The 18,880-nt window shown below is 71.4% G+C and carries 16 protein-coding genes; 6 read left to right on the forward strand and 10 right to left on the reverse strand.

Annotated features, from left to right (window positions below):
* Positions 1-147 precede the first annotated feature (147 nt).
* Positions 148-2,205 (forward strand): hypothetical protein, encoded by a 2,058-nt coding sequence (locus BM237_RS09500; RefSeq protein ID WP_093849230.1) that lies wholly within the window; start codon positions 148-150, stop codon positions 2,203-2,205.
* A 103-nt stretch (positions 2,206-2,308) separates the two neighbouring features.
* Here BM237_RS09500 and obgE read toward each other — a convergent pair whose 3' ends face one another.
* The 9 genes from obgE to BM237_RS09545 all read right to left on the reverse strand — a co-directional run bounded on the left by obgE (position 2,309) and on the right by BM237_RS09545 (position 13,370).
* Positions 2,309-3,751, reverse strand: coding sequence for a GTPase ObgE (gene obgE, locus BM237_RS09505; protein ID WP_093849106.1), 1,443 nt, complete (start codon positions 3,749-3,751; stop codon positions 2,309-2,311).
* 223 nt (positions 3,752-3,974) lie between these two features.
* Positions 3,975-4,232, reverse strand: coding sequence for a 50S ribosomal protein L27 (gene rpmA / locus BM237_RS09510; RefSeq protein WP_093849107.1), 258 nt, complete (start codon positions 4,230-4,232; stop codon positions 3,975-3,977).
* A 14-nt stretch (positions 4,233-4,246) separates the two neighbouring features.
* Positions 4,247-4,570 carry a 50S ribosomal protein L21 gene (gene rplU, locus BM237_RS09515; RefSeq protein WP_093654483.1) on the reverse strand — a complete coding sequence of 108 codons (324 nt, stop codon included), beginning with the start codon at positions 4,568-4,570 and terminating at the stop codon, positions 4,247-4,249.
* A gap of 255 nt (positions 4,571-4,825) precedes the next feature.
* Positions 4,826-8,974 carry an Rne/Rng family ribonuclease gene (locus tag BM237_RS09520; RefSeq protein ID WP_093849108.1) on the reverse strand — a complete coding sequence of 1,383 codons (4,149 nt, stop codon included), beginning with the start codon at positions 8,972-8,974 and terminating at the stop codon, positions 4,826-4,828.
* Between the two features lie 240 nt (positions 8,975-9,214).
* Positions 9,215-9,961 (reverse strand): TIGR03936 family radical SAM-associated protein, encoded by a 747-nt coding sequence (locus BM237_RS09525; protein WP_093849109.1) that lies wholly within the window; start codon positions 9,959-9,961, stop codon positions 9,215-9,217.
* 152 nt (positions 9,962-10,113) lie between these two features.
* Complete coding sequence (locus BM237_RS09530; RefSeq protein ID WP_175540944.1) at positions 10,114-10,710, reverse strand: GNAT family N-acetyltransferase; 597 nt, start codon at positions 10,708-10,710, stop codon at positions 10,114-10,116.
* Between the two features lie 85 nt (positions 10,711-10,795).
* Positions 10,796-11,968, reverse strand: a complete 1,173-nt coding sequence (locus BM237_RS09535; RefSeq protein WP_093849110.1) for a helix-turn-helix domain-containing protein — start codon at positions 11,966-11,968, stop codon at positions 10,796-10,798.
* A 314-nt stretch (positions 11,969-12,282) separates the two neighbouring features.
* On the reverse strand, positions 12,283-12,504 hold the full coding sequence (locus BM237_RS09540) for a DUF397 domain-containing protein (RefSeq protein ID WP_093849111.1): 222 nt from the start codon (positions 12,502-12,504) through the stop codon (positions 12,283-12,285).
* A complete protein-coding gene (locus BM237_RS09545) occupies positions 12,501-13,370 on the reverse strand; it encodes a helix-turn-helix domain-containing protein (protein ID WP_093849112.1) in 870 nt (289 codons plus the stop codon). Before BM237_RS09545 ends, BM237_RS09540 begins: the two co-directional genes overlap by 4 nt.
* 229 nt (positions 13,371-13,599) lie before the next feature.
* On the opposite strand from BM237_RS09545, the gene BM237_RS09550 reads away from it, so the two are divergent.
* The 5 genes from BM237_RS09550 (at position 13,600) to BM237_RS09570 (ending at position 16,785) form a co-directional block, all read left to right on the forward strand.
* Positions 13,600-14,022 carry an ATP-binding protein gene (locus BM237_RS09550; RefSeq protein WP_093849113.1) on the forward strand — a complete coding sequence of 141 codons (423 nt, stop codon included), beginning with the start codon at positions 13,600-13,602 and terminating at the stop codon, positions 14,020-14,022.
* A 53-nt stretch (positions 14,023-14,075) separates the two neighbouring features.
* Positions 14,076-14,270 (forward strand): hypothetical protein, encoded by a 195-nt coding sequence (locus BM237_RS09555; RefSeq protein WP_093849114.1) that lies wholly within the window; start codon positions 14,076-14,078, stop codon positions 14,268-14,270.
* A 145-nt stretch (positions 14,271-14,415) separates the two neighbouring features.
* Positions 14,416-14,694: a putative ATP-grasp-modified RiPP gene (tgmA, locus tag BM237_RS09560; RefSeq protein WP_093849115.1), complete on the forward strand. Its 279-nt coding sequence runs from the start codon at positions 14,416-14,418 to the stop codon at positions 14,692-14,694.
* A gap of 4 nt (positions 14,695-14,698) precedes the next feature.
* Positions 14,699-15,676, forward strand: coding sequence for an MvdC/MvdD family ATP grasp protein (locus BM237_RS09565; protein ID WP_093849116.1), 978 nt, complete (start codon positions 14,699-14,701; stop codon positions 15,674-15,676).
* Positions 15,673-16,785, forward strand: a complete 1,113-nt coding sequence (locus BM237_RS09570) for a methyltransferase domain-containing protein (RefSeq protein WP_175540945.1) — start codon at positions 15,673-15,675, stop codon at positions 16,783-16,785. Before BM237_RS09565 ends, BM237_RS09570 begins: the two co-directional genes overlap by 4 nt.
* A 76-nt stretch (positions 16,786-16,861) precedes the next feature.
* Here the strand turns inward: BM237_RS09570 and BM237_RS09575 are convergent, their stop codons facing one another.
* Entirely contained in the window at positions 16,862-18,820 is a 1,959-nt protein-coding gene (locus tag BM237_RS09575) for a TIGR03960 family B12-binding radical SAM protein (protein WP_093849118.1), read from the reverse strand.
* Positions 18,821-18,880: the final 60 nt, after the last annotated feature.

The following is an 18,880-nucleotide window of genomic DNA, read 5'->3' on the forward strand; positions in this document are numbered from 1 at the left end:
GTCCCCTCCTGGAGCGTGACCTGCCTGATGTCCGCCTCGTTCACAGCTGTGAGGTCCTTCCACAACAAGAAGCCGCTTGAGGAGAACACCGCCCGGCGCCCCAGCGGCAACTTCCCGGTGAAACGCGGTCTGGTCCCGCTGGTCCTGATGGGCGCGGCCTTCCTCGCACAACTGGCGGGCGCTCTGTTTCCCGCCCCCCTCCTGTTCCTCGCGGGTTCCGCGGGCGGTCTCCTGCTGGAGCTGTACATACTGCGCCGTCGGCCGTATCTGGTCGCCGCGCTGGGCAGGCTGCGCTTCGACGTCACCGCCCGCCAGCTGCTGCGTGACGCGCTGATCGTCGTCGGCCTGGTCCGGCTGCCGGGCATCGACCCGCTCGAGGAGCAGCCCCTGGCCCTGGCCCTGCTGGCCGGCTACTTCCTGCACTTCTGCTGCCAGGCGGCCGCGCTGCTGATCAGACGCCGACGCACCCTCCCCTTCGTCACCCGCAACATCGACGCCTCCGCCCTGCGCCTGTCCTCCGCGCCGCCGCGGCTGCTGGCCCGCCAGCCCAGCCGCCGGCTGCTGTACTTCGCCCTGCCCGCCACGGCCGGCCTGATGGCCTCGGCCCTGACCGCCGAGGCCCTGTGGGGCCTGCTGGGGGTCGGCGTCACCCTGGCGCTCCACCTGGGCGGTGTCCTGCGGCTCGCCGCCTGGCTGCGGCCGGGCGCGCAGCCCGTGAACGAGCAGCAGGCGCTGGAGTGGCTGGACCGCCGGCTGGCCGAGTACCGGCCGACGGTGGCGATGTACTTCTCCGGCGGCGCCGCCTCCGCCTACCAGGCGAACATGTGGCTGGGCACACTCTCCGAACTGGAGGCCAGACCGCTGATCGTGCTGCGCGAGCGGTTCATGGTGCAGAAGATCGACGCGACCGACGTACCCATCGTGTGCATCCCCAAGGTCGCCCACCTCATGCGGCTGGAGCACTCCTCGCTCAAGATCATGCTGCACCCGGCGAACTCCGGTAAGACCTCACAGGTGCTGCGCATCCCGTCGATCAAGCACGCCTTCATCAACCACGGTGAGAGCGACAAGCTCTCCAGCTGCAACCCCTACGCCAAGGCCTACGACGAGGTGTGGGTCGCGGGCCGGGCCGCCCGGGACCGCTACCGGCTCGCCGACATCGGCGTCGACGACCGCGACGTGGTGGAGGTCGGCCGCCCGCAGCTCGCGCCGATCCGCCCCTGCGCCGGGCCTCCGGCCGCGGACGGCCCCGTCACGGTGCTGTACGCGCCCACCTGGGAGGGCTGGACCGACGATCCGGGCAACACCTCGGTCATCCTGGCCGGCGAGAACATCGTCCGCGCCCTGCTGGCGGACCCGAAGGTGCGACTGCTGTACAAGCCCCACCCGATGACCGGCTCGGTGGACCCGCGCGCGGCCCGCGCCGACGAGCGCATCCAGCAGATGATCGCCGAGGCCAACGACCGGCGCTCCGGTCCGCGCCCCGGCCCGGAGGCCGCCGCCGAGCTGGCCCGCCGCACCGCCGCGCTGGACGAGCTGACCAGCACGGCGTTCCGGCCGAGCGCGGACGAGATGGAGCGGATGCTGCTCCAGTCCACCCCCGAGGGGGACCGGGAGGCGGCGGTGGCGGCCGCGACGGCCGCCTGGGAGGAGGCCTACTGGGCGTCCTTCCCCGACTGGGAGCACCTGGTCGTCACCGGGCCGCGGCCCGCCCTGTACGCCTGCTTCAACCGGTCCGACCTGCTGATCAGCGACGTCTCCAGCGTGGTCTCGGACTGGCTGGCCAGTGAGAAGCCGTACGCGGTCGCCAACACCAGCGGTCTGACGGAGGAGGAGTTCAGGGCCGGTCTGCCGACCGTGCGGGCGGCCACGATCCTCACCCCCGACGCCGCGGGCGTGCCCGCCCTGCTGGACTCCGTCCGGGACCCGTCCCGGGACACCATGGCACGGGCCCGTGCCGAGCTGAAGACGCACCTGCTGGGGCCGGCCGACCCGCCGTCGATCGTCCGCTTCGACCGGGCGGTCGCGGCGCTGTGCGCCAAGGCGGACAGGCGCCGTGAGCTGATGGCCCTGCGCACGGACGACTCGTCGGCGCCGCGGGTGGCCGCCGAGGCGACGGAAGCGGCGGAGGCGGCGGAAGCCGAAGCGGCCGAGGCCGGTCAGGAGAGCGACCCCAGCGACTCGGAGAACTCCCTCACCACCTGAGACGAACACCCGGCCGGCGAGCCGGAAGCGGCGGTGGCCCGCACTCTCCCGTCTCGGGAGAGTGCGGGCCACCGCCGCTTCCGGCGTCCGTGCCGCGCCGCTCCTACTCCTCGAAGGGGTCGAAGCCCTCGTACGCGCGCAGGGCCTCGTCGCGCTCCGCGTCGCGGTCGCGGCGGCGCTGGGCGGCCGGGCGGATGGTGTCCATGCGGTGGTCCTCGCCGCGGCGGCCGAGCATCTCCGCGCCCGCGGCCACCGTGGGCTCCCAGTCGAAGACGACCGCGTTCTCCTCCGGGCCGATGGCCACGCCGTCGCCCTCGCGGGCTCCCGCCTTCATCAGCTCGTCCTCGACGCCGAGGCGGTTGAGCCGGTCGGCGAGGTAGCCGACGGCCTCGTCGTTGCTGAAGTCGGTCTGGCGCACCCAGCGCTCCGGCTTCTCGCCGCGCACCCGGAAGAAACCGTCGCCCTCCTGTGTGACGGCGAAGCCGGCGTCGTCCACGGCCTGGGGACGGATGACGATACGGGTCGCCTCCTCCTCGGGCCTGGCCGCGCGCGCCTCCTCCACGATCCCCGCCAGGGCGAAGGACAGCTCCTTGAGCCCCTTGCGGCTGACGGCCGAGACCTCGAAGACCGGGTAGCCGCGCGCCTCCAGGTCGGGGCGGATGATGTCGGCCAGGTCCTGGCCGTCGGGGATGTCCACCTTGTTGAGCACCACCACGCGCGGCCTGCCGTCCAGACCGCCGTACTGGGCCAGCTCGGCCTCGATGACGTCGAGGTCGGTCACCGGGTCGCGCTCGGACTCCAGCGTCGCGCAGTCCAGCACATGGACCAGGACCTCGCAGCGCTCGACGTGACGCAGGAACTCCAGTCCCAGCCCCTTGCCCCGGCTGGCACCGGGGATCAGGCCGGGTACGTCGGCGATGGTGTAGACGGTCGCGCCGGCCGTGACCACGCCCAGGTTGGGCACCAGGGTGGTGAAGGGGTAGTCGGCGATCTTCGGCTTGGCCGCGGAGAGGACGGAGATCAGGGAGGACTTGCCCGCCGACGGGTAGCCGACCAGCGCCACGTCCGCCACCGTCTTCAGTTCCAGGACGATGTCGCGGGTCTCCCCCGGCTCGCCCAGCAGCGCGAAGCCGGGCGCCTTGCGGCGGGCCGAGGCCAGCGCGGCGTTGCCCAGGCCGCCGCGTCCGCCGCGTCCGGCGACGAAGGTGGTGCCCTGGCCGACGAGGTCGGCCAGTACGTTGCCCTGCCGGTCCAGGACGACCGTGCCGTCCGGGACGGGCAGCACCAGGTCCCTGCCATCCGCGCCCGAGCGGTTGCCGCCCTCACCGGGCTTGCCGTTGGTCGCCCGGCGGTGCGGGGTGTGGTGGTACTCCAGCAGCGTGGTCACGGACTGGTCGACGACGAGGGTCACGTCCCCGCCCCGGCCGCCGTTGCCGCCGTCCGGGCCGCCCAGCGGCTTGAACTTCTCACGGTGGACGGAGGCACAGCCGTGGCCTCCGTTACCCGCGGCGACGTGCAACTCGACGCGGTCCACGAAGGTGGTCATGACGGGTGCCTCCAGGCTGGTGTTCGAGGGATGTGCGGGGTGCGGATCCGCGGATCACGCGGGGGGTGCCGCGCGCCGGTGCGGCGGCACGGGCCTTCGCGGGCCGCCTTCGTACAACGCGCCGAGGGCGGAACCGCTTCCCCGTCCGTACGCGCGGGGCACGTACGGACGGGAGGCGGTCCGCCCTCGGGGGGGTGCTGCGGGTCGTACCGGAGCCGGTGGGTTACTCGGCGACCGGGACGACGTTCACGACCTTGCGGCCACGAGCGGTGCCGAACTGCACCGCACCGGCGGCCAGCGCGAACAGGGTGTCGTCGCCGCCGCGCCCCACGCCGGAGCCCGGGTGGAAGTGGGTGCCGCGCTGGCGGACCAGGATCTCGCCCGCGTTGACGACCTGACCGCCGAAGCGCTTCACGCCGAGCCGCTGGGCGTTGGAGTCACGACCGTTCCGAGTGGACGATGCGCCCTTCTTGTGTGCCATCTCTCCTCAGTCCCTTACTTCGTCGCCGGGGCGTCGATGCCGGTGATCTTCAGCGCGGTGTGCAGCTGACGGTGACCGATCCGCTTGCGGTAACCGGTCTTGTTCTTGTACTTCATGATGTCGATCTTGGCACCCTTGTGGTGGTCCACGACCTCGGCGTGGACCTTCACGCCGGCCAGGACCCACGGGTCGCTGGTGACCGCGTCGCCATCGACGATGAGCAGGGTCGAGAGCTCGACGCTGTCGCCGACCTTGCTGGTGGAGATACGGTCAACCTCAATGACGTCGCCGACGGACACCTTCTGCTGGCGGCCGCCGGTGCGCACGATCGCGTACACGCGGAACTCTCTCTCGCTCGTGGGTGGGGCCCCTGATGCCAGCCGCTCGCCACGGGCCGGGCCCGTGCGGATCCGAGTGGATTGAGCGGCCTCTCCTCGCGCTCACGCGACACCTCGCGGAGTGCGTGGAGGGATTTGCTCAGGAGCCTGGCGTGTCCATCGACACGCCGCGACGGTCAAGGTTACGGGGCTTTGTCGCGGGGGGTCAAACCGGCCCCGGACGCCGGTGGGCGTCCGGGGCCGGTCCTTCTTCCGTCAGTCCTCGGCCGGGGCCGAGACGGACGGCGGGTTCTGCTGCTCGGCCGCCGCGGTCTTGCGGGCGGCCGTCTTCTTGGCGGCCGCCTTGGCGGTGGCCTTGGAGGCCGCCGTCTTGGCGGTGGCCTTCTTCGCCGTCGTCTTCTCGGCCGCCGCGGTCTTGCGGGCGGCCGTCTTCTTGGCGGCCGCCTTCTTGGCCGTCGTCTTCTTGGCGGCGGTCTTCTTCGCCGTGGACGCGGTCTTCTTGGCGGCGGTCTTCTTCGCCGTCTTGCGGGCCGTCCCCTTCGCCGGAGCGGCTTCCTCGGCGGGAGCCTCCCCGGAGACCTCGGCGGCGGCCTCCGGTTCGGCTGCGGCCTCCGGTTCACCTGCGGGCTCGGCGGACGGAACGGCGGGCTCGGTGATCTCGGCCGTCTCGGGAGATCCGGCCGGAGCCGCGGCACGGCGCACCACACGGCGGCGCGGACGGGCCGGCGCAGCGGGCTCGGGGGCGGGCTCCGCCGCCCCGGCCGGCTCCTGCGCCGGCGCCTGCGGCGCCTCCTCGGCCGCCGGAACCACCGTCACCGCGGCCTCCACCTCGGCAGCCGCCCTCGGCGGACCCGCCGGAGCCGACACCTTGCGCGCACCACGGCGCCGGGCACGCGGCGCCGCCTCCTGCTCGGCCGGCTCGGACACGGCGGCCTCGGGCGCGACTGCCTCGGGCGCGACTGCCTCGGGCGCGGGGATCTCGGCCTGAGCCTCCACGGGCTCCGCCGCCCCGGCCGGCTCCTGCGCCGGCGCCTGCGGCGCCTCCTCGGCCGCCGGAACCACCGTCACCGCGGCCTCCACCTCGGCAGCCGCCCTCGGCGGACCGGCCGGAGCCGACACCTTGCGGCCGCCGGTGCGCCGCCGCCTGCGGCCGCGCCGGGCGGCCTCCTCGGCCTCGGCGGCGCTGCTGTACAGCTCCTCGTCCGGGACGAACTCCGGCTCCGGCAGCGCGGCCGGCGCGGCGGCCTCCGCCGCCACCTCGGCGGGCGTCTCGGCCGCCGACTCCTCCACGGAGGGCGCGGCGGCCTCGGCCGGCGCCTCGGCGGCAGGGAGCTCGGCAGGGGCTTCGGGCTGCTGGGCCGCGGCCTTGCCCTTCTTCCTGCCGCGCTTGCCGCCACCGCCGCCGCCCTGGGTCTGCACCTGCTCCATATGGACGATCAGGCCCCGGCCGTTGCAGTGCACACAGGTCTCGGAGAAGGACTCCAGCAGCCCCTGGCCGACCCGCTTGCGCGTCATCTGGACCAGCCCCAGCGAGGTGACCTCGGCCACCTGGTGCTTGGTGCGGTCGCGCCCCAGGCACTCCAGCAGGCGCCGCATCACCAGGTCGCGGTTGGACTCCAGCACCATGTCGATGAAGTCGATCACGATGATGCCGCCGAGGTCGCGCAGCCTGAGCTGCCGCACGATCTCCTCGGCCGCCTCCAGGTTGTTCCTGGTGACCGTCTCCTCCAGGTTGCCGCCCTGGCCGGTGAACTTGCCGGTGTTGACGTCGATCACGACCATCGCCTCGGTGCGGTCGATGACCAGCGATCCGCCGCTGGGCAGCCAGACCTTGCGGTCCAGCGCCTTCATCAGCTGCTCGTCGATCCGGTAGGTGGCGAAGACGTCCACCTCGGAGGTCCAGCGCTGGAGCCGGTCGGCGAGGTCCGGCGCGACGTGCGAGACGTACCCGTGGATCGTCTCCCACGCCTGGTCGCCGCTGATGACGACCTTGGAGAAGTCCTCGTTGAAGATGTCGCGGACGACCCGGACGGTCATGTCCGGCTCGCCGTAGAGCAGCGTCGGCGCGCCGCCCTTGCGGGCCTTCTGCTGGATCTCCTCCCACTGTGCCTGGAGCCGCTCGACGTCGCGGCGCAGCTCGTCCTCGCTGGCGCCCTCGGCGGCGGTGCGGACGATGACGCCCGCGTCCTCGGGGACGACCCGCTTGAGGATCTGCTTGAGCCGGGCCCGCTCGGTGTCCGGCAGCTTGCGGCTGATGCCGGTCATCGAGCCCTCGGGCACGTAGACCAGGTAGCGGCCGGGGAGGGAGACCTGGCTGGTCAGCCGGGCCCCCTTGTGGCCGATCGGGTCCTTGGTCACCTGGACCAGGACGGACTGGCCGGACTTGAGCGCGGTCTCGATCCGGCGCGGACCGCCGGACAGGCCCAGCGACTCGAAGTTCACCTCACCGGCGTACAGGACGGCGTTGCGCCCCTTGCCGATGTCGACGAAGGCGGCCTCCATCGACGGCAGGACGTTCTGGACCTTGCCCAGGTAGACGTTGCCGACGTAGCTGGTGGCCTGCTCCTTGTTGACGAAGTGCTCGACGAGGACGCCGTCCTCCAGCACCCCGATCTGGGTGCGCTCGCCGCTCTGGCGAACGACCATGACGCGCTCGACGGCCTCGCGGCGGGCCAGGAACTCGGCCTCGGTGATGATCGGGACACGGCGGCGGCCCTGCTCCCGTCCCTCGCGGCGGCGCTGCTTCTTGGCCTCCAGACGGGTGGAGCCCTTGATGGACTGCACGCCGTCGGAGCTCTCGGAGGGCTCGTCCTTCTTCTTCCGCGGCTCGCGCACCTTGACGACCGTGCGCTCCGGGTCGTCCGGGGCCACCTCGGCGGCCTGGGGCTCGGCCTCGCCGCTGCGGCGGCGGCGACGCCGACGGCGGCGCGAGGTGCTGCTGGAGGCTCCCTGGTGCTCCTCGGCGTCCTCGCCCCGCTCCCCGTCCTCCCGGCCGCCCCCGTCGGCCGCTGCCCCGGTCTCCCCGGCGCTCTCCCGGGCCTCGTCTCCCTCGTCGCCCTCACCGGCGTCCTCGGAGGTCTCGGTGTCGGAGCCGCGACGGCGGCGGCGCCCGCCGCGGCGACGGCGACGCGAGGGACGCTCCTCGCCCTCGTCGGACTCACCCCGGCCGTAGGTCTCCTCGTCCTCCTCGCCGCCTTCCCCGGCGGCTCCGGACCCGGCCCGGGTCTCCGCGGCCTCCCCGGCCTCGGCGGCGGGCTGCTCGTCCCGCTCCTCCCGCTCGGCGGGCTCGCCGTTCCTGCGGCGGCGACGGCGGCGGGCCGCGACGCGCTCCTCCCGCTCGGCCTCCGCCGTGCCGCCGGTCTCGGTCCCGTACTCCTCGGAGGTCTCCGGCTCCTCTTCCTCCTCCTCGGCGGACTCCGTGGCGGCGGCCGCAGCGGTCTCGGGGGTCTGGAAGACCGGCTCGGCGAACACGGGCGCCTGGAACACCGCCACCGGCGCCATCGGCGGCTTCCTGCGGGAACGCCGGGGAGGGGCGGGCTCGGACTCGGCGGCGGGCTCGGACTCGGCGGTCTGCGCGGGCTTCTCCGCCTCGGCGGCCTCGGCGGCCCTCACCTTCGCGGACTTCCGGGTCCTCGCGGGACGCTCCGCCTCGGCGGGGGTCCCGGCCGAGGCCTCGGCCGGCTCCTCGGCGGTGGGCTTCTCCTGCGCGGTCTCCTGCCGGTCGGCCTTCTCGGCGGTCCTGCGGGTGCGCCGCCGGGTACGGGCGGGGGCCTGCTGCTCCTCGGCGGCCGGTGCGACGGACTCGGCGGGAGCCTCCGCCCCGGCCGGCTGCGCCGCTTCGGCGGTGGGCTCGGGCTCCGCGCTCTGTGCGGCCGCCTGCGGCGGGCCCGCGGGAGCGGAGGCCCGGCGGGCGGCACGGCGGCGCGTACGCGCCGGGGCCGGCTGCTCCTCGGCCACGGCGGGTTCGAGGGCGCCGCCCGTCTCGGGCGTCTCGGCGGCGGGCTCGGAAGGCTCCGCGGGCACCACCGTCTCGGCCGCCTGCGGCGGGCCCGCCGGAGAGGAGGCCCGGCGGACGGCGCGGCGCCGGGGCCGCGCGGGCGCGGCCTGCGTCTCGGCGGCCGGTTCAGCGGCGGGCTCGGGCTCGGCGGCCTGCGCCGGCACGTCCCCGGCCGGTGCGGCGGCGACCGCCGTGGTGACCACCTCCGGCTCGGCCGAGGCCGCCGCGGGCGGTCCCGCCGGGCGGGACACGGCGCGGCGACGCCGGCGCGGCGGCAGCGTGTCGCCGGGACTGCCCTGTCCGGCCTGTCCGGCCTCCGCCTCCGTTCCGGTCACGGCGGGTGCTGCGGGCGTGGTGTCGGTGTTCTCCGCGGGTGTGGACTCCGCGGATTCCATGGGTTCGCGCATGCGGACGGTTCTCCCGTTCACGCTCCCGGGCGCCGTGCCTCGATCCGGCCGGGCTCCGCGTGATGTGCGCGGGCCGCTGTCCGGGGCGCGGGCGCCGCACGGGAGCTGTCGTCTCGCTCGCCGGTTCCGTGCCGTCGGGCCCGGACACGGCGAAAGTCTGCTGGTGGATGCGCCTGCCTGACGGCCGGACCCGGGTGGCTCCCTGGTGCCTCGCACATCGGCGGCGCGGCGGCGTCGGCCTTACGCGGTACCGTCCGGCACCGTCGCGGCGAGGGTTGCGTCGCGGTCGAGCGCAAGCGGATCGGTCACCGTGCCGGTCTCCTCATCGAGCGGCCCCTGCGCCAGCCTGGTCACCGCTGCGGGGACCGGCGGCGCCAGGTCGGCCGTAGCTCGGAGGCCGGACAGGACGTCGTCGGGTCGTACGGCAGGTGTCAGGTGCCGTACCACCAGGCGCAGTATCGCACAGGGACCCTCACCGGGCCTATCGGACCCGGCCGGGGCGGCCTCCAGCGAGGCCACGGCGGCACGTGTGTCGAAGGTGCGCATGCCCTTCTTGGTCTGCCTGCTGACCTCGACCGAGTCCGCCGCGAGGAAGACCTCCACCGCCTTGCGGGCCTCCTCCGGCTCCACCCCGTCGAGCCGCAGCTCCCAGCGGGAGGCCGTCAGACGGTCGGCGAAGCCGCTGGTGTGCGCCTCCACCGCGTCGACGACGTCGAGTCCGTCGGGCAGCGACTCGTCGAGCAGCCGCCGCAGCGCCTCCGGGTCGCGCCGCTCGGTGAGGGCGATCTCCAGGTACTCGGCCTCGCTGCCCGTGCCGGTCGGCGCCGCGTTCGCGTACGAGACCTTCGGGTGCGGGGTGAAGCCCGCGGAGTACGCCATGGGCACCTCGGCCCGGCGCAGTGCCCGCTCGAAAGCGCGCTGGAAGTCGCGGTGGCTGGTGAACCGGAGGCGGCCGCGCTTGGTGTAACGCAGGCGGATGCGCTGCACCGCGGGTGCGGGCGGCGGGCCTTCGGGCTGTCGCTTGCCCAGGATCCTTCTCCTTGCTGCGGGGTGGCGCGACGAGCGCCCCTCGGTCGAACACTGGCGGCCGGGCCGTCCCCGCCGGTGCGGGGCCGGTAGGCCCGTACCTACCCACCAGCCTACTCGCCGGTGGCTCCGGCCTCTCCCGGACCGGCCCCGCGCATCTGCGGCGCGGCCGGTCCCGTGGCGATCCAGTACCGCAGTTTCTTCCCCCGCCGGTCCTCGAAGACACCCCCGCACTTCTCGATGACGCGGCGGGAGGCGGTATTGGTGTCGTCGCAGGTGACCAGCACCGGGTCGATGCCGAGGGAGTGGACGACGGGCAGGGCGGCGCGCAGCATCGCGGTGGCGTGGCCCCGGCTGCGGGCGGAGGCCCGGACGTCGTAGCCGATGTGGCCGCCGTAGTCGAGCAGGAAGCCGTTGAGCCGGTGGCGGATGGCGATACGGCCGAGGTAGGTGTCGCCCTCGGCCCACCACAGGGTGGTGCACGGGACGTGGCCCTCGGGGCGCGGGCCGTCCTCGTCCGCGTCGGCGCGGACGGCGGCGGCGTACGCGGCGAAGACCTCCGGGTCGTGCCAGCGCCTGCCGTAGCGGAGGATGTCGCGGCCGAGCATCGAGTTGTCCTCCCGCCCGCCGCGCCCCTCGGCCTCGAACTCCTTCACGGCCTCCAGGAAGGAGGCGTGGAGGCGGGGGTCGGGGAGGATCAGCTCGGGCATGCGGCCAGTGTGTCAGCGCGCCCCGCCCCCGGCCGGCGGGTACCCCTGGCCGGGCCTTCCCGCCGTTGCGGCCCGTCATCCGCTGTCAGAGGCGGATGCCGGCCCTCTTCGCCAGAGTGTTGATCCTCGGATTGCTCCGCCGGTGCAGGGATACGAGCACCCTGCTCAGTTCCTGACTGGTGGGGTGGACCTTCGCCATCTGCGGCACGACGCTCCAGGCCGCCATGAGGGAGTCCACCGCCCCGTCCCGGTCCTTCAGGGCCAGTTTCGCCCTGGCGATGTTCATGTGGAGCGGGCCGATGCGGGTCGCGGGCAGCGAGTACCCGTTGCGGAGGTACCTCTCTGCGTCCTCCAGCGCCTCGGCGTTCCTCTTCAGGTCCACCCGGGTCGCCACCACATGGGTGACCGTGTTCTCCGGGCCGAAGTGCACGCCCTGCACGTTGACATCGGTGCCGACGGCCTCCGCGGCCTTTCGTGCGGCCATGATGTGCCGCTCGGCGGTCCGGTCGTCCCGCAGCCGGCCCGCCAGCGTCATCCCCCTGAGGTGCAGCAGCCCCAGGGCGAGGTGGCGCGGCCTGCCCCGCATGGTGGATTCGGCGAGCACGACAGCCTGGTCCACCAGGGCCAGCCCTCCGGCGAAGTCGCCGCCGTTGAGGAAGGTTCCGGCCTCGTCACGGGCCGCCACCGCGCGGGTCAGGGCGTTCGCCCGCTCCGCCGCCTGCCCCTGCCTGGTGACCGCCAGCTCCGCGAGTGTCATCCAGCGGTGCCGGGCCGCCAGCCAGTAGACCGCGCTGTACACGTCGGCGACCTTCGCCCAGTCCTCGGGCAGTCCTGTGCCGTGGGCGCGGTCCTGCACTCGCCGCAGCAGGCCGGGCAGGGCCCGGGTCACGGCGGAGAGGTCGGCGTCACCGCGCAGACGGAACAGCTCGGCGAGACCCCGCTCGATCCGGTCGCCCCGGACGGGCTCACCGGTCGGGAGGTCGAAGCGCCGCATGACGCTCCGCAGCTCTTTCAGCCGGTCCTCGTCGCCGGTTCGTACCGGAGCCTGCCCCAGCAGCTCGTCCAGCGTGATCCCGAAGGCGTTCGCGAGCGCCGCTCCCATGCTCTGGGTGAGCGGCCGGTCGCCTCGCTCGATCTTCCCGAGCATCGACTTCGACATACCGGCCCTGGCGGCGAGCTGGTCTTGCAGCCAACCCCGCCGCAGACGCAGAACCTTGACGTTCGCGCCGGGTCCGGGCGTGGTGATCTCCGCACTCATGCGCCATGTCTTCCTGGTCGGTTGTTCCGGTCTCCATGCTCTCAGGGGCTTCTACCCATGCCTTGGGTGCGAGCTGTACCAGTCAAATGTCCCCCGTAGCACGTGAGCGGGGCTCTCGCCGCCGACGAGCGTTCACCTACGAGCATCTGTTACCACCGATTGCAGCGTTGACGGCCCTCAGAAGCAGCGGCTCCTCGACGGTCGAGCCGGTCTGGCTCAGTAGCCGTCTGTGGACCATGGGCGCATTCAGGCCGATGCAGAAGCCCGGCCCCACGCCCAGGGAGCGAGGCCGGGCTACGCGCTCGGGAGCGGGCTCAGGGCAGCAAGCTCTTCTGCCCCGCTCGAACACTCTCGGTGAACAGCTCGTAGTCCTTACGGGAGATGATCAGGACCTGCGCGTCCGGGTCGCCGACGTCTTTGGAGTCGCGCAGCGCCACGACTCCATCAACGAACGCGACTTCCAGGCAGTTGTTGCCTCCGTTGGACAGTTCGCTCTTGGCCCAGACGGCGTTGGTCAGATCGACGCTCTTCTTCATATGCGGCAGTCCTTGATCAGTTCTTGGATGAAGCGACGGGTCGCTTGCGCATCGAGGGCCTGCGTACGGAGAGTGTCGAGAGCGGACTGGTAACGGTCCACGTCTCCATCCTCCTCCAGGTACAGGGAGGTTGTCTTCGCCTCGACGACGGCGATCGGTGGCCCCGCCGGGAAGTGGAGGAGCTGGAAGGAACCATCGATGCCGGCATGAGCACCCGCTTCGAAGGGGAGCACCTGGACGACTACGTGGCTGTGCTCTTCTGTCACCTCCAGTAGCCGCTCGAGCTGGTCCTTCATGACCTCCGGCCCGCCCACGACACGGCGTAGCGCGGCTTCGTCCAGGATGCACCAGAGGCTGAGCGGGGTGCTGCGAGTCAGGGCTCCCTGCCGCGCCAAGCGCAGGTCCACGAAGCGGCTGACCTCACGCTTCGAGGACCATACCTGGCTCCTCTCAACGATCGACGTGGCGTACTCCTTGGTCTGAAGCAACCCCGGAACCATCTGGAGATACGACTCGGCCTTGGACGCCATCCCTTCGAGGTACAGGTATTCCTCGAACCCGCGAGTCTGGATCGCCTCCCTGTACTCATCGAGGAGGTTGGTCCGCTTCCCCGAAGCCGCCAGGGAGGCCATGGCTCTGATCTTCGCCCTGGTGTCCTCGGCGTCCACGCCGTAGACCTGGAAGAAGGCGGTCAGACCGAGGCCGGACACTCGCTGCTTGCCGTTCTCGATCTTGCTCAGTGCCGACTTGCCGGACAACCCAAGGCGCTCTGCGGCCTCCTCCATGTTGAAGCCCGCAGCGATGCGGAGCGACCGCAACGCCGAACCGAGCCTTCGCCTGTGCACGTTCGGCCGTGCCTCTGCCATGACCTACCTCCCTGGGGCTGCAACATATCGCGAGCACCGATGCTGGCATATGCCAGTTTCTGATTAAGAAATGTTTCTTAGTCAATCGAGTTGCTAGAAATGTTTCTCGTGCGCAAGAGTTTCCGCGACGGAGCATCGTCACTAAGAGACAGAAGACAGTTGCCCTCAGGAGTGGACCTCGCCCTGCCCCGGCAGGGCGGGCCACTCAGGTCGCCTCGAAGGGAAACCCGTGACCATCGCAGCCCGGCCCCACGCAATCGGTGCCCCTGGCTACAGCGAGACCTGGCCCTGTGAGCCAGAGTCCGCCGGCCGTGCTCGCAGCTTGGTTCGGGCAGCCATAAGCGCTTGGGGGCTCGAACAGCTCATCGACGACGGAACCCTGATCACCTCGGAACTGGTCGGCAACGCCGTGCAGCACAGCGACTGCCGACTACTTCGCGTCAGCGTCACGCTGGTGAAGCCGGGACGGGTTCGCATCGCCGTTGCGGACAAGTCGACTTCGCCGACGAAGTTGCTGAAGCCCCGAGATGACGACACGGGCGGCCGTGGCCTGCTCCTGGTGAATGAGCTGGCCGACGGCTGGGGCACCGACCACCGCCGTTGGGGCAAAGTCGTCTGGGCCGAGGTCTGCGCGGGCGGTGATGCCTCATGAGGGCCCTGGGTCCGGCTGCCGGAGTCGAGCTGCGTCCGGTCCGCTCCGCTCCCGTGAGCAACTACGACGGCAGGGAGTGGGTGACCGGCATGTGCTGGCTGTACTGCCGTCGCTCAGGTATCCCGGTCATCTGGCTCGGCCCGGTCAACTCCTCGGGGATGCAGGCTCCGCTCTACGGCTGTGGAGAGTGCGTTGCCGAGCTGGACCACATGGTCTGGGCCTACCTGGAAGCAAAGGACCGCCTCTGATTTCCCGCCTCCTCGCGAACCGGCCTGTCCGTCCCACACGGCAAGGTCCACCACGACGGAGGCGGGGTTCCACCCCGCTTCCGGCGAGAGCGAAGGCCGGCCGGGCAGCACGATTCCATCCACCCTCATCAGGAGGCCACTGACAGTGACCGCAACCCTCGTACCGTTCGGCGCCAAGGTGCCGATTCCCACGTTCACGGTGGAGATCGATCCGTCCACCTTCGCCTACGACGCCGAGCGCCAGGTGAACCTCACGGCGGACGGCCGTCTGTGGGCCGAGGAGCCGATCGCCGCTTCGTCCACGGCCACGAACAACGACACCCGGCCCGGCAATCCTCCGGACGAGGACGCCGACCCGTACGCCTTCCCCGAGGTCGACCCCGAGCAGGTGCCGAGCGCCAACATGCTCACGACCGGCGCGTAGAGCGATGAGGTCACCGCGCGGGCACGTTCTCATCGTTGCCGAACAACTCGACCCGACAGCGGACCTTGTGGTCCAGGCGCTCACGGAACGTGAGGTACCTGTGCTGAGGTTCGACCTGGCCGAGTTTCCCCAGTCCGTCGTACTCGCCGCGGAACACCGGGACGACGCTCCCGGATGGACGGGCGAGCTTGCGACTGCCCGGCGCGCGGTGCGGCTCCAGGAAGTCCGGGCCGTCTACTACAGGCGGCCCGGACTTCCGGCCGTCTCGTCACAGGTCGCGGAGATCTACCGGGACTGGGCCGTGTCCCAGGCACTGGTCGGAATGGTGCAAGTTCTCTCGTCCCTGCCCGTCGTGTGGATGCACCATCCCGACGTGTACCGGACCAGCGCCCACAAGCCCGGGCAGCTCGTCACCGCCTCCACCGCCGGTCTCCGCGTCCCGAGATCGTTCATCGGCAACAGCCTTGAGAGTGCCCGGAGATGGGGTGAGAGCATCGGCGGCTCGCTCGCCTGCAAGCCGGTCGCCGCGGCCTCACTCACCCTGCCGGACTCGCCGCCGACGATGCTGCCGACGCGACGTGTCGAGGTCTCGGACCTGGACGAGTCACTGGAGCTGACCGCGCACTACCTCCAGGAATGGGTGCCCAAGGACTACGAAGTCAGGCTGACCGTCGTGGGCCGACGGATGTTTCCCGTGGCCATCCATGCCAGGAGCGACAAGGCCAAGGCCGATTGGCGCGCTGACTACGACGCGCTGGAGTACGAGCCGGTGACGATCCCCGGCGAGGTAGCCGAGGGGGTTCGCCGCTTCATGAACGCCTACCGGTTGAACTACGGAGCGTTCGACTTTGGAGTCCGGCCGGACGGCGAATGGATCTTCTACGAGTGCAACCCGGCCGGCCAGTGGCAGTTCATCGCCAAGGCGACCGGCCTTCCCATCGCGGAGGCGCACGCCTCCCTGCTGCAAGGAGCGGTTTCTTGAGCTACCCGGACACCGAGACGGCGAAGGCCCTGCGTACCGCTCTCACCCAACAGCTCGCCGACGACGGATACATCCGGTCCCCGGAGTGGCAGAGCGCAGTCGCAGAGACTCCGCGGCACATCTTCGTGCCGGTCTTCTACCGGCAGGTCCGGGGGAAGTGGGAGCCTGTCACCGCGTACGACGCCGGGTACTTCGACGCGGTGTACAGCGACACGTCGCTGACGACGCAGGTCACCGATGGTCGGCCCACTTCGTCTTCGAGCCAGCCCAGTCTCATGGTCCAGATGCTCGAAGGACTCGGCGTCGAGGACGGGGACAAGGTGGGTGAGGTCGCCACGGGCACCGGCTACAACGGTGGGCTCATCTGCCACCGGGTCGGATACAAGAACTTCTTCACGATGGAAGTGGACTCAGAGCTCACCAGGCTGGCGAAGGCCCGTCTGGGGGAGGTGGGCTACTACCCGACAGTCTGGGCTGGGGACGCGCGCAACGGGTTCCCCGCCGGTGTCGAGCTGGACCGGCTCGTCGTGACCTGCGGCTTTGACGTCTTCCCCTATCCGCTGGCCCGCAACGTCCGCTCGGGCGGTGTCATCGTGTGCCCGCTGGGGTGGGGGAACGCTCGCTTGGTCGTGGGGAAGGACGGGACGCTGGAGGGCAACTTTCTGGCCGGCGGTTCGTACTTCATGAAGGTCCGCGGGGAGGGCGGGACCGGAAGTATCCCCTATCCCGGTGAGCCCGCCTCACCCACGGAGCGGCGCTCGGCACTCGGCCTGGCCGAGTTGGGAGAGGAGGGGTTCCGTTTCGTCCAGTCGCTCGTGCTGCCCGGGATCGGCGATGCCAACGAGGTGGACGATGAGGGCAACACCATCGGCTACCGCATGTGGGGCCTGGACGGGTCCTGGGCTCACGTCGAGGGGAGCACCGTGCGCCAGAGCGGACCACGCCGACTGTGGGACGCCGTGGAGGAAGCACACACATGGTTCGAGTCCCATGGGCGCCCGGCTCGCGAACGGTTCGGTGTCACGATCGCTCCGGACGGGCAGAGGTTCTGGCTCGACGAGCCGCACCGGTCCGTACCGGTCCCGGTCGACGACACGCGGTCCGTGTAGCGGCTCATGGAACGGCCCCGCTCACCTGCTTCCTCGTGGCACGTGAGCAGGGCCTTACCCGTCAGCGGGTGTCCACTTACGAGTGACTGTGGCTGTTATCGCTGGTCGCGGCGTTGACGACCGTGAGCGGGAGCAGCTTCTTGCCCGTCGGGCCGATCTGGATGGAGGTGTCCATCGCCGGGCACACGCCGCAGTCGAAGCAGGGGGTCCAGCGGCAGTCCTCGACCTCGGTCTCGTCGAGGGCGTCCTGCCAGTCCTCCCACAGCCAGTCCTTGTCGAGGCCGGAGTCGAGGTGGTCCCAGGGCAGGACCTCCTCGTAGGCGCGCTCGCGGGTGGTGTACCAGTCGACGTCCACGCCGTGGGGGGCCAGCGCGCGCTCGGCGCACTCCATCCACAGGTCGTAGGAGAAGTGCTCGCGCCAGCCGTCGAAGCGGCCGCCGGCCTCGTAGACGGCGCGGATGACGTCGCCCACGCGCCGGTCGCCGCGCGAGAGCAGGCCCTCGACGATGCCGGGCTTGCCGTCGTGGTAGCGGAAGCCGATGGAGCGGCCGTAGCGCTTGTCGGCGCGGATCCTCTCGCGCAGCTTCTCCAGGCGGGCGTCGGTCTCCTCGGCCGACAGCTGCGGCGCCCACTGGAAGGGGGTGTGGGGCTTGGGCACGAAGCCGCCGATGGAGACGGTGCAGCGGATGTCGTTGGAGCCGGAGACCTCGCGGCCCTTGGAGATGACCTTGGCGGCCATGTCGGCGATCTGGAGGACGTCGTCGTCGGTCTCGGTGGGCAGGCCGCACATGAAGTACAGCTTCACCTGGCGCCAGCCGTTGCCGTAGGCGGTGGCGACGGTGCGGATCAGGTCGTCCTCGGAGACCATCTTGTTGATGACCTTGCGGATGCGCTCGCTGCCGCCCTCGGGGGCGAAGGTCAGGCCCGAGCGGCGGCCGTTGCGGGTCAGCTCGTTGGCCAGGTCGATGTTGAAGGCGTCCACCCGGGTGGAGGGCAGCGACAGGCCGATCTTGTCGTCCTCGTAGCGGTCGGCCAGGCCCTTGGCGACGTCGCCGATCTCGCTGTGGTCGGCCGAGGACAGCGACAGCAGGCCGACCTCCTCGAAGCCGGTGTTCTTCAGGCCCTTCTCCACCATCTCGCCGATGCCGGTGATGGAGCGCTCGCGCACCGGGCGGGTGATCATGCCGGCCTGGCAGAAGCGGCAGCCGCGGGTGCAGCCGCGGAAGATCTCCACGCTCATCCGCTCGTGGACGGTCTCGGCCAGCGGCACCAGGGGCTGCTTGGGGTAGGGCCACTCGTCGAGGTCCATCACGGTGTGCTTGGACACCCGCCACGGCACTCCGGAGCGATTGGGTACGACGCGGGCGATGCGGCCGTCGGGCAGGTACTCCACGTCGTAGAAGCCGGGGACGTACACGCCGCCGGTCTTCGCCAGGCGCAGCAGCAGCTCCTCGCGGCCGCCGGGGCGGCCCTCGGCCTTCCAGGCCCGCGTGATCTCGGTGATCTCCAGTACGGCCTGCTCGCCGTCGCCGATGACCGCGCAGTCGATGTAGTCGGCGATCGGCTCGGGGTTGAAGGCGGCGTGGCCGCCGGCGACGACCACGGGGTGGTCCACTCCGCGGTCCTTCGCCTCAAGCGGGATGCCGGCCAGGTCCAGGGCGGTGAGCAGGTTGGTGTAGCCCAGCTCGGTGGAGAAGGAGACGCCGAACAGGTCGAAGGCGCCGACCGGGCGGTGGGCGTCCACGGTGAACTGCGGGACCCGGTGCTCGCGCATGAGCTTCTCCAGGTCCGGCCAGACGCTGTAGGTGCGCTCGGCGAGCACGCCCTCGCGCTCGTTGAGGACCTCGTAGAGGATCATGACGCCCTGGTTGGGCAGGCCGACCTCGTAGGCGTCGGGGTACATCAGGGCCCAGCGGACATCGCAGGCGTCCCAGTCCTTGACGGTGGAGTTCAGCTCTCCGCCGACGTACTGGATCGGCTTCTGGACGTGCGGGAGGAGGGCCTCCAGGCGCGGGAAGACCGACTCGACAGGCATGGGTGGTGTCCTCGGATGCTGGGGTTCGCTGGATTCGCTGGGTTTTCGGGTGACGGTCCG

The sequence above is a fragment of the Streptomyces mangrovi genome (genome assembly GCF_900114215.1).
GTDB lineage: Bacteria > Actinomycetota > Actinomycetes > Streptomycetales > Streptomycetaceae > Streptomyces > Streptomyces barkulensis.